Origin of the sequence: Streptomyces sp. NPDC007205 (assembly GCF_040634095.1) — a bacterium.
Taxonomy (GTDB): Bacteria; Actinomycetota; Actinomycetes; order Streptomycetales; family Streptomycetaceae; genus Streptomyces.
Map to the genome: position 1 here is coordinate 313,100 of NZ_JBEYEW010000001.1, position 14,622 is coordinate 327,721.

General features: G+C 72.4%; 10 protein-coding genes. 3 read left to right on the plus strand and 7 right to left on the minus strand.

The window, feature by feature from the left end; translation table 11 throughout:
- Positions 1-19: 19 nt before the first annotated feature.
- The gene (locus ABZ624_RS01455; protein ID WP_360081531.1) at positions 20-838 is read left to right on the plus strand and encodes a ribonuclease BN; all 819 of its coding nucleotides are present in this window, start codon (positions 20-22) and stop codon (positions 836-838) included.
- Here ABZ624_RS01455 and ABZ624_RS01460 read toward each other — a convergent pair.
- The 5 genes from ABZ624_RS01460 to ABZ624_RS01480 all read right to left on the minus strand — a co-directional run bounded on the left by ABZ624_RS01460 (position 835) and on the right by ABZ624_RS01480 (position 7,875).
- The gene (locus ABZ624_RS01460; RefSeq protein ID WP_360081532.1) at positions 835-3,660 is read right to left on the minus strand and encodes an NHLP bacteriocin export ABC transporter permease/ATPase subunit; all 2,826 of its coding nucleotides are present in this window, start codon (positions 3,658-3,660) and stop codon (positions 835-837) included. The two genes, ABZ624_RS01455 and ABZ624_RS01460, sit on opposite strands and share 4 nt — an antisense overlap.
- A 1-nt stretch (position 3,661) precedes the next feature.
- Positions 3,662-5,887: an NHLP family bacteriocin export ABC transporter peptidase/permease/ATPase subunit gene (locus ABZ624_RS01465; protein ID WP_360081533.1), complete on the minus strand. Its 2,226-nt coding sequence runs from the start codon at positions 5,885-5,887 to the stop codon at positions 3,662-3,664.
- Positions 5,884-6,690 (minus strand): HlyD family efflux transporter periplasmic adaptor subunit, encoded by an 807-nt coding sequence (locus ABZ624_RS01470; RefSeq protein WP_360081534.1) that lies wholly within the window; start codon positions 6,688-6,690, stop codon positions 5,884-5,886. Before ABZ624_RS01470 ends, ABZ624_RS01465 begins: the two co-directional genes overlap by 4 nt.
- Before the next feature lie 101 nt (positions 6,691-6,791).
- Positions 6,792-7,007: a type A2 lantipeptide gene (locus tag ABZ624_RS01475; protein ID WP_360081535.1), complete on the minus strand. Its 216-nt coding sequence runs from the start codon at positions 7,005-7,007 to the stop codon at positions 6,792-6,794.
- Positions 7,008-7,461: 454 nt separating this feature from the next.
- Positions 7,462-7,875 (minus strand): PaaI family thioesterase, encoded by a 414-nt coding sequence (locus ABZ624_RS01480; protein ID WP_360081536.1) that lies wholly within the window; start codon positions 7,873-7,875, stop codon positions 7,462-7,464.
- Positions 7,876-8,073: 198 nt separating this feature from the next.
- Here ABZ624_RS01480 and ABZ624_RS01485 point away from each other — a divergent pair, with 198 nt between their 5' ends.
- Positions 8,074-9,546: a S1 family peptidase gene (locus ABZ624_RS01485; protein ID WP_360082141.1), complete on the plus strand. Its 1,473-nt coding sequence runs from the start codon at positions 8,074-8,076 to the stop codon at positions 9,544-9,546.
- Positions 9,547-9,648: 102 nt separating this feature from the next.
- On the opposite strand, the gene ABZ624_RS01490 is transcribed toward ABZ624_RS01485, so the two are convergent.
- A complete protein-coding gene (locus ABZ624_RS01490; protein ID WP_360081537.1) occupies positions 9,649-11,790 on the minus strand; it encodes a SpoIIE family protein phosphatase in 2,142 nt (713 codons plus the stop codon).
- 334 nt (positions 11,791-12,124) lie between these two features.
- On the opposite strand from ABZ624_RS01490, the gene ABZ624_RS01495 reads away from it, so the two are divergent.
- Entirely contained in the window at positions 12,125-12,733 is a 609-nt protein-coding gene (locus ABZ624_RS01495; RefSeq protein WP_360081538.1) for a response regulator transcription factor, read from the plus strand.
- A 31-nt stretch (positions 12,734-12,764) separates the two neighbouring features.
- Here ABZ624_RS01495 and ABZ624_RS01500 read toward each other — a convergent pair whose 3' ends face one another.
- A complete protein-coding gene (locus ABZ624_RS01500) occupies positions 12,765-14,516 on the minus strand; it encodes an ABC transporter ATP-binding protein (RefSeq protein WP_360081539.1) in 1,752 nt (583 codons plus the stop codon).
- Positions 14,517-14,622: the final 106 nt, after the last annotated feature.

Genomic DNA, 14,622 nt, shown 5'->3' on the forward strand with positions numbered 1-14,622 from the left:
GGCGAGCACGGGAGGAGCCGTGAGGCGGTTGCGGCGCGGCCTGCACCGCGCTTGGGAGTGGCTCAGGGCCGGAGCCCTGCTCGAACACGGCCGCGAGCTGGAACTGATGCACCGGGCCATGGGCTTCGCCACCCTGGCGCTGGTGACGCTGGCACCGCTGCTCATCGTGGTCGCCGCCGCCGATCCCCTGGTGCGGGGCGGTTTCGCCTCGTGGCTCACCGACGGAATGGGCCTGTCCGGCCGGTCCGCCCATGTGATCACCGACGTCATCAGCCCGCCGCGCAAGGTCATCGGCACGACCAGCGTCTTGGGCGGTGTCCTGCTGGCCGTCTTCGGGGTGTCCTTCGGCGGCAGCGTGCAGAACGCCTACGAACGGATCTGGGGCCTGGCCTCCGGCCCCTGGCACCGGGTCTGGCGGCAGGCGACCTGGCTGGTGGTGCTCACCGCCTACCTCTACCAGGAGGTGGCGACGAAGAGCTCGCTGCACGGGGGCCAGCGGATCGCCCTGTCCGCCGCGAGCGGCGTGCTGTTCTTCTGGTGGGGGCAGCGCTTCCTGCTGGGCGGCCAGATCCACTGGCGCTCGCTGCTGCCGGGCGCGCTCGCCACCGTCGTCGGCCTGGCCGGCCTGCGGGCCTTCTCCTACCTCGTCTTCACCCCGCTCATCGTCACCAACGCGCTCAGCTACGGCCCCGTCGGCACCGTGCTCGTGGTGGAGTCCTGGCTCATCGGCGTCGGCTTCGTCATCTACGGCGGTGCCCTGTTCGGCCGCTGGTTCTGCGAGCACCACTGGATGCCGCACCACCACGACCGACCGGAGGACGAGAAGGAGCCCGGTTAGGCCATCTGGCGGCGCACCAGCTCGTGCAGCCGGCCCGTGGTGTCGGCGAGCAGCTCGGCCGGGGTCCCCTGCTGGACCACCTTGCCGTCCTCCATCACGATCACCCGGTCGGCGTCCAGGACCGTCGACAGCCGGTGCGCGATGACGACCCGGGTGGCGTTCAGCTTGCGGGTGCTGTCGATGACGATGCGCTGGGTGTCGTTGTCCAGGGCACTGGTGGCCTCGTCGAAGAACAGGATGCGCGGGCGCCGGATCAGGGCCTGGGCGATCATCAGACGCTGCCGCTGACCGCCGGAGATCGCCCCGTTGCCGGCCACGATGGTGTGCAGGCCCATCGGCATCCGCTCGATGTCCTCCGCGAGACCCGCCAGCTGCGCCGCCGCCATCGCCTCCTCCGGCGTGTACGGCTCGGTGCCGCAGATGACGTCCAGGATGGAGCCGGTGAACGGCTGCGCGTGCTGGAGCACCACCCCGCACTGGCGGCGGACCGCCGACTGGTCGAGCGCCGCGAGGTCCTGGCCGTCGTACAGGACACTGCCGGAGACCGGCTTGTCGAAGCCGATCAGCAGCCGGAGCAGGGTGGACTTGCCGCAGCCACTCGGTCCGACGACCGCCACGAACTCGCCCGGCCGGACGGCGAAGGACACGTCGTCCAGGACGAGCGGGCCGTCGTCGGCGTACCGGAAGGAGAGCCGGCGGGCCTCGATCGCGCCGGACAGCGGGCCCGGCCGGGTGCTGGACGTGCGCACCTCGGGAGTCGCCTCGAAGACCGGCCTGATCTCCTCGAAGAGCGGCAGCGCGGCCACCGCCGACACGAACGAGCCGGTCAGCTGGGTGACCGAGGTCAGCACCATCGTCACCGAGGTGTTGAAGGTGAGGAAGTCGGCCGCCGACATCGCGCCCTTGGCCGGGCCCGCCAGCAGCATGAACATCAGCAGCGTGCACACCGGCAGATAGATCCCGCCGAGCACCGTGGTGAGGTTCTTGATCCGGCCGACCTTCTGCTGCAGCTCCCGGCTGCGCGCGAACTCCCGCGCCCAGGCCGCGTACGCATAGTTCTCGGCCGCCGCCACCCGCAGCTTGGGCAGCCCCCGCAGGGTCTGGAAGGCCTGGTTGTTCAGCTTGTTGCCGAGCACCACCAGCTTCCGCTGCCAGCGCACCTGCCACAGACCGAGCCCCAGGAACACGGCCGCGATGACGACGAGCATGCCGATCGCCGCCAGGGCCATCGACGGGCTGTACCAGAACAACAGGCCAAGATTCATCGCGCCGACGGTCACCGACTGCGCGACCACCGGACCGACACCCGCCAGCAGCCGGCGCATCGCGCTGATGCCCATGGCGGCACTGGCGAGTTCACCGGTGGAGCGCTGGGTGAAGAACCGGGTGGGCAGCCGCAGCAGCCGGTCCCAGACGGCCGGCTGCAGCGCGGCCTCGATCCGGCCCTCCAGGCGCAGGATGGACAGGTTCTCCAGCAGCGTGAACGCCGCCGCCACCACACCGCTCACCATCACGGCCAGGCACACCTGGACGATCAGGCCCTCCTGGGCGCGCGGCACGTACTCGCCGAGCACCTTGCCGGTCGCGATCGGCACCAGCGCGCCGATCGCCACCGTCACCAGGCCCGCCAGCAGCAGGCCGAGCAGATCACCCCGGGTGCCGCGCAGGCTGAACCGCAGCAGACCGAACGGGGAGGGCGCCTTGTCGGGCAGCGGCCGGTAGAACATCACCGCGCGCGGCTCGAACTCATCGGCGTTCGCCTTCTCGATCGGCGTCTCGCGGCCGGTGCCCGGATGGACGGCCACATAGCCGCCGCGCCGCCACAGCAGCGCGACCGGCGCCCCGGACAGCGCCCGGTGCCCGACCAGCGGGCCCACGTTCTCCCGCCACCAGCGCCCGTGCAGCCGTACGGCCCGGGTGCGCACCCGGGAGGCGAGCGCCACCCGTTCGACCGGGTCGAGGCGTTCGCTCTCGGTGCCGCTCTGCGCGGGCTCCGCGAGCCTGATCCCGGCCGCCTCGGCGACCAGCTTGCAGGCGGCGTACCCGGCGTCGGCGTCGGCGGCCGTGGTCCGGCGGGCCGAGCGCTTGCCGATGGACGCCAGCAGCGTCTGGTCGGCCTCGGCGCGCACCGCCTCACCGGCCTTGATCCCGGCGGCCGTACGGGTCTCATGGGTGCGCTCAAGCTGCTCGATCCACCTGTCCAGCGCGGTCAGCAGCCGGTACTGCTGGTCCACCATGGACTGCCACAGCGCCGGGTCCATCAGCAGGTCGGCGGCGGCCTCCGCGCCGTACAGCGAGCCGTACTGGACGCTGCCCGGCGGCACCTGCATCCAGAACACGTCGTCGTCGGTGGGCGCCTGGGCCCGGTCCTCCGCCATCGGCGCCTGGAAGAGTACGGACAGGCCGCGGCCGACGCCGAGCGCGACCGCGTACTCCAGCGGGCTGGTGGCGGGCGGCACGTACTGCGGGTTGCCGTACTCGTCGTACGACCAGGTCTGGGTGTTCGCCGGCTGGTACAGCTCGCGCAGGTTGATCCGGTGCAGCACGCAGTCCCGGACCGGGCGGGCCACCAGGGTGTGCTGGGGCCCGGCCACCGGGCCGAGCAGCAGCGTGCCCGCCTCCAGCCGGCCCAGGTGGTGCCAGTGGCCCTGCTGGACGGCGTCCACCGCGAACAAATCCAGGGCGCCGGCCGCGACCAGCCACAGCACCTGCGGGCCTTCGAGGTCCAGGCGGTTGAGACCGGCGGAGTCGATGCGGGTGCCCAGGGACCCCAGCGCACCGAGCACGAGGTCGCCTTCGTGTCCCTCCTGAACGGTCGTCATCTCATCGCTCCCTGACCAGCGCGGCGTACGCGCCACCGCGCGCCACCAGCTCCTCGTGCCGCCCGCGCTCGACGACCGTGCCGTGCTGGAGCACGACGATCTCGTCGCTGTCGCGGACGGTGCTCAGCCGGTGCGCGATCACCACACAGGCACAGCCGCGCCGGCGCAGGTTGTCCATCACGACCAACTCGGTCTCCGCGTCCAGCGCGCTGGTCACCTCGTCCAGGACGAGGATGCTCGGCCGGCGGACCAGGGCCCGTGCGATCTCGAGCCGCTGGCGCTGGCCGCCGGAGAAGTTGTGGCCGTCCTGCTCGACCTTGCTGTGGATGCCGCCGGGCCGGCGCATCACCACGTCGTACAGGGCCGCGTCCCTCAGTGCCTCCACCACGGCCTCGTCCGGGATTGACGGGTCCCACAGGGCGACGTTGTCGCGGACCGAGCCCTCGAAGAGGAACACGTCCTGGTCGACGAACGAGACGGAGGCGGCCAGCGCGCCGCGCGGGATGTCCTCCAGCCGGCGGCCGTCGACACGGATCACGCCGTCCCACGGGGTGTACAGGCCCGAGATCAGCCGGGACACCGTCGACTTGCCGCTGCCGGAGCCGCCGACCAGCGCCACCTGCTGCCCCGGGCCCACGGTCAGGTCGAATCCGCTCAACAGCGGCTTGTCCAGCGGGCTGTAGCCGAAGGTGACGTTCTCCAGCTCGACGTGCCCGTGCAGCCGGCGCGTGGAGTCGGCGCCGCCGGGGCGGGCGTAGAGCGGGTCGGCCTGGAAGTTCTCCACGTCCTTCAGCCGGGCCACGTCGGCCGCGAAGTCCTGGATGCGGCCCGCCACACCGTTGAGCCGGGTCAGCGGCGCGGTGAAGCGGGTCACCAGCGCCTGGAAGGCGACCAGCAGACCCACCGAGATGTGCCCCTCGACGGCGCGCAGGCCGCCGATCCACAGGATCAGCGCGCTGTTGAACGTGGCGAGCGTCGGCGCGACCACGCCGAGCCAGGCGCTCGGCACACCGAGCCGCTGCTGTTCCTCCAGCGTGGCGGCGTGCTGCCCGGCCCACTTGCGGAAGTAGCCGTCCTCACCGCCGGTCGCCTTCATCGTCTCGATCAGCTGAAGGCCGGTGTACGAGGTGTTGGTCAGCCGTGCCGTGTCCGCGCGCAGCTTCGCCGTACGGGTCGCGCGCAGCCGTACGACCAACCGCATGGCGACCACGTTCAGCAGGGCCACGCCGATGCCGACGAAGGTCAGCTGCGGGTCGTAGGTGTAGAGCAGCACCGCGTACAGCACGACCACGATCGCGTCGACGCCGGCCGCCGCGAGGTCACGGGCCAGGGTCTCGGCGACCTGGTCGTTGGACTGCAGCCGCTGCACTAGGTCGGCGGGGGAGCGCTGGGCGAAGAACGTCACCGGCAGCCGCAGCAGATGGCGCAGGAAGCGGGCGCTGGAGAGGGTCGAGGAGATGATCCGGCCGTGCAGCAGATTGGCCTGCTGGAGCCAGGTCAGCACCAGGGTGAGCAGGACACAGGTCGCCATCGACGCGAACAGCACGCCCAGCAGGGAGGTCCGGCCGCCGATGAGGAACGTGTCGATGTAGGTGCGGCCGAGCGCGGGTACGGCGGCGCCGACCGCGACCAGCAGCAGGCTGGCCAGGACGGCGGCGGGCAGGGTGCCGGCGGTGCCGCGCAGCCGGGCCGGCATCGCGCCGAGCACCCCGGGCTTGCGGCCGCCCCTGGTGAAGCCCTCGCCCGGCTCCATCACCAGTACGACACCGGTGAAGCTGCCGTCGAACTCCTCCATGGGCACGAACCGGCGGCCCTTGGCGGGGTCGTTGATGTACACGCCGCGCCGGCCGAAGCGGCGGCCCATGCCGTCGAAGACGACGTAGTGGTTGAACTCCCAGAAAAGGATGGCCGGTGCCCGTACCTCGGCGAGGGCGGCCAGGTCCATCTGCATGCCCTTGGCCGTCAGGCCGTAACCGCGGGCGGCCTTCAGCAGGTTGGAGGCGCGCGAGCCGTCACGGGAGACACCGCAGGCGATGCGCAGTTCCTCCAGCGGGATGTGCCGGCCGTAGTGGCCGAGGACCATCGCGAGGGAGGCGGCGCCGCACTCGACGGCCTCCATCTGGAGCACGGTGGGGGTACGGACCGTGCCGCCGCTGGGCTTGGGGACCGGCCGCCGCTTGGCCGGGGCGGCGCGTCTGCGACTGCGGGTTTCCGGTGGGGCGGTCACGGGAGGAGCCAATCGACGGGATGCTGGTCGGCCAGCTTGATCGAACCGGAGGCGAGCGTCATGGAGTCGAGCCGGAACGGCGGCCCGTCGGTCGTCGACCAGCGGTAACCGCTTCTGGTGGCCGTCGACTTGTCGAGCGCGACCAGGACGGCCACCGGGCGGCCCTTGCGGGTGAACTGCTCGCCGAGCTGGCTGTCGCCGAGGAACGCGGAGATCGACTGGGCGGACTGCGCGGCGCGGTCCACGGACTTCACATGGCCGCGCAGCACGCCGTACGTCTGGGCCGGCACCGAGGAGACGGTGAGGTCGACGGCGGCGTGCGCCGGGATGGCGGCGGCGCTCTCGGCGGGGACGTACACGGTCGCGTACAGAGGGTCGGAGGCGTGGGCGACCTTCTCCACCGCGGCGACATTGGTGCCGGTCTGGATGATCTGGCCGATGGTGGCGGCGAGCGCGGTGACGCGGCCCGCGGCGACCGTGCGGACCACGGAATCGCCCCGGGGCGTACGGACCTTGAGGACGGGCGCGTTCGCGGGCAGCCGCTCGCCCTGCTGGGCGAGGACGGCCGTCACCTGGCCGGACACCGGGCTCTGCAGCAGATAACTGCCCTGCCCGTGCGTGAGGATGGCCGGTGCGCCGACGGTGGAGGCGACCGAACCGGTCACGGCCCAGACGGAGGCCACTGCCATGACGACGACGGTGACACCGAGGGCGAGCCAGCCCTGCGGGCGGGCCAGCCGTACCGGAAGGTCCAGCTCTTCGGGCGACTGGAGCTTGGCGAGGGCCTGTTGGCGGAACTGCACGGAACTTCCCTCACCTGTGGGAGAGACGCTGGTGTTTCAGGGCATCCGAGAGCCCCGGAGCCGAGGAACGACTCCGGGACTTCCGTTGCGACAGGGCGCGATCAGAGACCGGCGACCAGGTTGGTGACCGGCTGCACGTTCAGGCCGGTGACGCCCTCGACGGTGCCGATGGCGGTGTCGACAACGCCGGAAACCGGGGCGACGCCGTTCACGGCACCGGTCACGGTGTTGAGGGCGTTCACGGACAGACCGCCGGAGACGTTGTCCAGCTCGGCGTCCGAGATCTCGACGGTCTCAACCTGGGGGGTGGAGTTCATGGTGGAACTTCCCTTCCTGATGGATATTTCACAAGGGGGAGAGCGGCCCCCTCTGGGGACAGACGGACGGCCGCGGCCGCGGGCGCCGGGCCCCCGTCTCCGGAAGCCCGCCGCGACCCCGCGGTGCGATGGATCAAAGCACGCACGCCGGGCGCGCTTCCAATCAACCAGGGCTCTCACCTGCGCACTTGATGTCCGAAGGGGTTCATCCGTGCAGGCGTGCGCACGTCATGTCGGCGACTCCTTCACATGCGGCACCGCATCGGTGCGTCCGCCCCCTTGCCCGCCGGGCGGCGAATCCGGCACTCCTCGCCAAAGGAGTGTCCAGGCGCGCGGGGATGTGCAGATCTCCGGCCGTCGGTGACTTGGTTGAGTATTCAATGTGTAGATTCCCTGAAGGAGGGATTCCACTTCGTGCTCGGAACGGACCGTTACTGATCAGTAGCGCAACGTGTCAGCCCAGAATCGCGTACACCGTGCTCGCTCGTGCCGCGAGCGTGCCCGAACCCGCGTCGCTCAGCGTGATGTCCGCGAATGCCATCCGGCGGCCCAGCTTCGTCAGGACCGCTTCGATCCGGACATCGGAACCGGTCACGGCGCGCTGGAACGACGTCGACTGCTGAACCGTCGTCATCGGCACGAAGCCGCCCCGCGCGGCGGACACCGCGATCACCGTCGCCGTGTCCGCAGCGGCCATCAGCGCCTGCCCCGACAGCCCGCCGCCCTCCCGGGCCAGCCGCTCCGACCAGGGCAGTAGCAGCACGGCCCGGTCCTCGCCCACCGTCTCGACGGTCAGCCCGAGATCGAGCACCCAGGGGGCGAAGTGGGCGGAGAGGATCCTGTCGGCTTCGGCGGGGGTCATCGTCATATGGGGGATTGTTCCCGGCGGCCTCCCGCGACACGCGCAGCATGGCCGATTCGCCCGCCCCGTACGGCCGTTGGGAAACGGAATTGAACACACCGCGCAGCCGGTGCGTACCTACGGCCATCCAGGCGCCACGAAACGAACTGCCCGTCAGCGGCAGCCCCCCGTCCCCGGAGGTCGAGAAGTTTGAGTCACAAGCGAATGCCCAAGCGCAAGGCCGCGATAGCGGTGGGCGGTGTCGCGGCGCTCGGAGCAGCGGCCCTCCTGCTGCCGAACGCCAACGCGTCGCAGGACAAGAACCAGGCGTCGGGCACCACCGGCACCGTGAAGACGCTGAAGGCCACACAGGCCTCGAACCTCGCCGCCCAGCTCCAGAAGTCCCTGGGTGACGCCTTCGCCGGGTCGTACTTCGACAGCGGCAAGCAGCAACTCGTCGTCAACGTGGTCGGCGGCGACAACAACACGATGGCGCAGGCGAAGAAGGCCGGCGCGGTCGTCCGCCAGGTGAAGAACAGCACCCGCGCCCTCAAGGCGGCCGCCGGGACGCTGAAGACCAAGGCGACGATCCCCGGCACTTCCTGGGCCGTGGACCCGCGCACCGACAAGATCCTGGTCACCGCCGACTCCACCGTCACCGGCGCCCGCTGGAACAGACTGCAGTCCACCGTCCAGAGCCTCGGCTCCGGCATGGCCACCCTGAAGAAGTCCGCCGGCACCTTCAAGACCTTCGTCTCGGGCGGCGACGCCATCTTCTCCCAGACCCAGCAGGGCGGCGTGCGCTGCTCCCTCGGCTTCAATGTCACCGCCTCCGACGGCAGCCCCGCCTTTCTGACGGCCGGTCACTGCGGAGTCGCCGCCAAGGACTGGTCCGACTCCCAGAACGGCCAGCCGATCGCTACCGTCGACCAGGCCAAGTTCCCCGGCAACGACTTCTCGCTCGTCAAGTACAACGACCCCAACACCCAGGCGCCCAGCGAGGTCAACGCCGGCAACGGGCAGACCGTGCAGATCACCCAGGCCGCCGACGCCACCGTCGGCGAGACCGTGTTCCGGATGGGCTCCACCACCGGACTGCACAACGGCCAGGTCACCGGGCTCGACGCCACCGTGAACTTCCAGAGCGAGACGAACCCGGGCGGCACCGACACCGTCAACGGCCTCATCCAGACCAACGTCTGCGCCGAGGCCGGCGACAGCGGCGGCTCCCTGTTCACCCAGGACGGCAGCGCCGTCGGCCTCACCTCCGGCGGCAGCGGCGACTGCACCAACGGCGGCGAGACCTTCTTCCAGCCGGTCACCGCAGCCCTGCAGGCGACCGGCGCGACCCTCGGGAACGGCGGGAACGGCGGCAACGCGGGCAACGGCGGCAACGCGGGCAACGGCGGCGCCGACAACAACGGTAATGGCGCGGGCGACCAGTCCGGTTCCGCCGCCCCGTCGGCCTCGGCGGGTGACCAGTCCGGTGCCGGTGACCAGTCCGGTGGCTCCGCTGATCCGTCCGCCTCGGCCGGTGACCAGTCCGGGAACGGCTCCGGTGACCAGTCCGGGAACGGCGCAGGCACCGGGAACCAGTCCGGGAACGGCGCAGGCGCCGGTGACCAGTCCGGCAGCGGGAACGACCAGTCCGGCGCCGGCACGGCGAACGACGGGTCGTCGCTGACCAGCAGCCGCTGAGCCGAACGGCACTCAGCCCCCGGCCGGCCTCACCCGCGGTTCCGGTCGGCGGGGGTGGTCCGGCCCTCCGGCGGGAGGGCCGGACCTTTCCCGTCCGATCGGTCAGGCGTCCTCGCGGGCCCGCAGCAGGAGCACCGCCACGTCGTCGGCCCGCTCCCGCGCCGCCGCACTGTGCCGGACGACCTCGTCCGCCAGCTGCTCCAGCGGCTGGTCGCCGATCTCCGACAGCAGCCCGCCCAGGTCGACCAGCGCGTCCTCGATGTCGAGGCCGGGCGCCTCCACCAGACCGTCGGTGTACAGCACGAGCACGGAGCCGGGCGCGAGGGACACCTCGGTCGTCGGATACACCGCGGCCGCGTCGATCCCGAGCAGCGGGCCGCCGGCCAGGTCCAGCACCCGCACCCGCCCGTCCGGACGTCTCAGCAGCGGCGGCGGATGCCCCGCCCGGGCCATCACCGCCCGCCCGCGCGCCGGGTCCAGCCGCAGATACAGACAACTGGCGAACAGCTCGCTGCCCAGGTCGATCAGCAGCCGGTTGGTGCTGCTCATCACCTCGTGCGGCGCCTGTCCGACCGTGGTGTACGCCCGGACCCCGGTGCGGATCTGCCCCATCAGGCCCGCCGCGGTCACGTTGTGCCCCTGCACGTCCCCGATCACCGCCGCCGCCAGCGGCAGCGTCGGCACCAGGTCGTAGAAGTCGCCGCCGATCTCCATGCCGTGGGTGGCCGGCACATAGCGGGCGGCCGCCTCGATGCCGGGCGGCGGTGCCAGCGAGTGCGGCAGCAGGGCCTGCTGGAGCCCGTGCGCGAGCCGGTGCTTGACGTCGTAGAGCAGGGCCCGCTCCAGCGCCTGCGCGATCAGCCCGCCCAGCGACGTCAGTACGGCCCGCTCGTCGGCCGGGAAGACATGCGGCTCGGCGTACGCCAGCACACACGTGCCCACCGGCCGACCGGAAGCGATCAGCGGCAGATACGCCCAGGCCGCGAAGCCGTCCTGGGTCTCGTGCCGGCGCGGATACAGCCGCTCCAGCTGCTCCCGGGAGTCGAAGAACGCGGGCACCCCGCTGCTCAGCGCCTGGGTGCCCGGGGTCCGCTCGGCCAGCGGCAGCCCGTGGAACCGCTCCACGGTGTGCGGGTCGCCGTACCCGCGATGCCCGAGCACGTGCAGCCGCCCGCCCTGCGAGCCCAGGATCACCAGCGCCTGGCTGCCGACCGCCGGCGCCACCTCGTCCCACACCAGCTGCACCACGTCCTCCACCCCGACCGCCTCGGTCAGCGCGCCCGCGAGGCTCAGCACCTGGGAGATCGTCACCAGCCGGGACGGGGACGCGCCCGCCCGCGGCGCACCCCGAGCCATGTCCGCCACCGCCCGGGCCCGGCTGATCCGCACGCTCAGCCCGCTCGTGCTCGGGTACATCCGGAACGACAGCCACTCGCCCGGCGGACGCAGCGCCACGAACGACGTCACCTGCTGGCTGAGCAGCGCCCCTCGGTAACGGTCCTCGTACATCGGGTCGTTGAGCCAGGGCACCGACACCCAGGGCAGCGTGCCGAGCAGTTCCCCGGCCGGTCTGCCGAGCAGCTCGGCGGCGGCCGGGTTGACGAACCCGATCCGGCCGTGCAGGTCCAGCGACACCAGCCCGTACGGCAGCCGGGAGACCATCCGCGCCGCCTCCACGGAGCCCAGCGTGTCGGCCACGCCCGCGACCGGCTCCGCCATCACATCGACCTCGCGCTGGAGCGGCCGGTCGTCCTGCGCGGCCTGCTCCAGCCGCAGCGCCAGCCGGTCGCAGGCCGCCCGCAGCTGGTCCCGCTCCCGGTCGGACAGCTCCGGCGTGTGCGCACCCGGCCAGGTCAAGAACACCGCGCCGTACAACCGGTGCTCCGTCGCCACGGGCAGCGCGGCCAGCGCGAACGGGTACGGCAGCACCACCGCGATCCGCGGATAGCGGCGGGCCATCTCCTCCTCGCCGCCCACCCACACCAGCCGCCGCTCGCGCGCGGCGTCGGCGACCGGGATCGGCGCGCTCAGCCCGACCCGCTGCCAGGGTGCCGCGAAGGCGCGGGGCATGCCCGCCATCACCGCCATCCCGAGGACCGGCTCGTCGGGCCTGAGCAGGTAGACCGCGCCGGAGTGCGCGCGCACCTCGTGCATCATCGACACAAGCGCCAGCGACAGCACCGGCTGGGCGGCCGGCGTCCCGTCGGCCGCCGCTGCCGGTCGCGGGCCCGGCCCGTCGGACACGCCGACCACCTCCTCGTACGGCCGCGCCGCGCATCCTGGGGTCAAGATTCCCCCGCCGGGGCGCCCCGCGCACGGCGAACACCCCGGCCGCGGGCCGTGGCCCCGTAGCGGTGGATGCCTCCGGATACCCGCTCCGCCCGTCTCCATGCCCCTGCGACGGAAGCGCGGGCGGCGTACGGGCGCCTCGCGTGCGCCCCCGCGCACCCCGATGGCCGGATCTACGCGACCGCAAACGGTAACGGCACCCAAGAATGGGCACGCGCTGTCCCGTGCCGTGGCCACGGCACGGCGGCGACGAGAACACACGTACGACGAACAGTCGAGGGGGCGGGCAGTGATCCGGGTGCTTCTGGTGCACGACGTGTGTCTGGTGCGATCGGTCCTGGCGGAGTGGCTGCGCCGGGAGCCGGGGCTGGTCGTGGACGACACGCCGTGGCAGGGTGCCGCCGCCCGAGTGCGGTCCTTATGCCCGGACGTGTGCGCGGCGGACCTCGACGGCGCGGACGGCCAGGGGATGCCGCCGCTGGGCGAGCTGTGCCCGCCCGGCATCGGCGGCAGACCGCCGGCGCTCGTGGTGCTGGCCCAGGCCAGCCGGCCGGGGCTGCTGAAGCGGGCCGCCGAGGCGGGTGCGCTCGGCTTCGTCGACAAGGCGGGTTCACCGGACCGGCTGGTGGGTGCCATCCGGTCCGTCGCCAAGAGGGAACGTTTCGTCGATGCCTCGCTGGGCTTCGGCTTCCTCAAGGCGGCGCAGATGCCGCTGACCAGACGCGAGCTGAGCGTGCTCTCCCTCGCGGCTGCGGGCGCCTCCATCGCGGAGATCGCCGGCAGCCTGCATCTGTCCCTCGGCACGGTCCGCAACTACATGGCGTCGATCACGCGTAAGACCGGCGCCCGCAACCGGATCGACGCGATTCGCATATCGCAGGGGGAGGGGTGGGTGTGAGGGCGCGGGGTGAGCGTGCGGGCGGGTGTGACTAGCCGGGCAGCGGCGCCGGCTGCGTCGTCCAGCCGCCGGCCAGGTCCCGGTACAGGTCCGAGCTGCGCAGGAGTTCGCCGTGGGTGCCGCAGTCGGTGCGCGCGCCGTCCATGACGAGGATCCGCTCCGCGCGGCGGGCGGAACTGATCCGGTGGGCGACGACGATCAGCGTGCCGCCCGGACGCGCCGCGAAGGCCCGTTCGGCCCGCGCTTCCGCCTCCGGGTCGAGATGGCAGGTCGCCTCGTCCAGCAGGGCCAGCGGGGCGGGGCAGAGGTAGGCGCGGGTCAGCGCGATCAGCTGCCGCTCCCCTGCGGACAGCTCCGCGGGGACGACCGTGGCACCGGGGCCGCCCAGTGTGCTCAGCAGCGGAGTGAGTCCCACCGCGTCGGCCGCGGCCAGAAGTTCGGCCTCCGGCACGGGGCCGTTGCGCAAGAGGCTGAGGTTTTCGGCCAGGGTGCCGGTGTGGACGTAAGCCTCCTGGGGGATGAGCACGGTTGCCTGCCGCGCGGGAACGGGGTGGTCGTATACCCGGATGGTGCCGTGCTGTGGGGTGAGCAGGCCGGCGACGAGAGCGGTGAGCGTCGACTTGCCGATACCGCTCGGGCCTACGACGGCCAGGTGGCTGCCTTCCGGGAGCGTGAGGTCGAAGTCGTTCAGGACGGGTTGGCCGGCCGGCCCGTAGGCAAAGGTGACGGAGGTGAGGGAGAGGGCGGGCGGGGGCTGGGGTCGTCCCGCCGCTTTCCCTTCGGTGTTGTGTGCGCGTGTGGCGAGGGGGGATGCGGTCGTGTGGCGGGTGCCGGCCTGCTGTGGCCGGTCGCTCGGTTCCTCGCGCTCCCGGGCTGGTGGTGCCTCCCGCAGTTGAGAGTCCCGGGTCAGTCTGCGCAGTACGACCGTCAGGCGGGAGCCGCCGGTGCCGAGGCCGTGGACGAGGTTGTTGAGGGCGGGCAGGAGGGACTGGGTGACGTAGGCGAGCGCGCCGACCAGGGCGCCCGGGGTGACGCCGTGGCCGAGCAGCCAGGGCGCGGTGACCAGGAGCAGGACCGCCGGCAGTTCGCCGCCGACCGCCAGGGCGGCCACGCGGGCCACGCTCCAGCGGGCCAGGGAGCGGGCGGCCCGCAGTTCCGCGTCGGTGCGTTCCCCGACGGCGTCGGCGACGCGCTTCTCGGCACCGGCCGCGGTGACGTCCCGCAGTGCCGGGAACAGCGCGCCCAGATCCTGGGCCAGTGCCTCGTCGGCGGCGAGGAACGCCTCCTGGCGGCGGGCCAGTGGTCCGAGTGTCGCGGCGAACAGGGCCACCCCGGCGAGCAGCGGCGGCAGGACGACCGTGAGGAGCAGCGGGGCCAGGGAGAACAGACCGATCAGGGCGCCGGCGGCGGTGAACAGGAAGGAACGGGTCACCATCACCACACCGGCGAGCGTGTCCCGGGCGATCTCCACCTGCTGGGTGAGCCCGGACAGCGCACCCGTGTCCGCCTCCCGCACGCCGCGCGCGACCACCGCCGTCACCAGCCGGTCCCGGGCCGGCTCCACCAGCTCGGCGACCACGCCGTAGACCCGTCCGGTCCCGTACGCCCCGGCGCACACCGCGAGTCCCGCGGCGCCCAGCCACAGCAACCCGGTCCGGGCGTTCCCGGCGAGGAACCCGGTGTCCAGGGCCCGCGCGAGCGCGTATCCGACGAGGAAGGTCTGTCCCGCCTCCAGCACGGACCACGCGCCGAGCCGGACCAGCACCCGCCACCGCTCCCGCACAAACCGGCCCGCTCGGGCACGGGCGGGCGCCGGGTGCCCGGGAACCCGTCCCGAGGCCACGGTGCCGGACCGGCCGGCCGTGCGGGACCGGCGTTTCCCGCCCGGC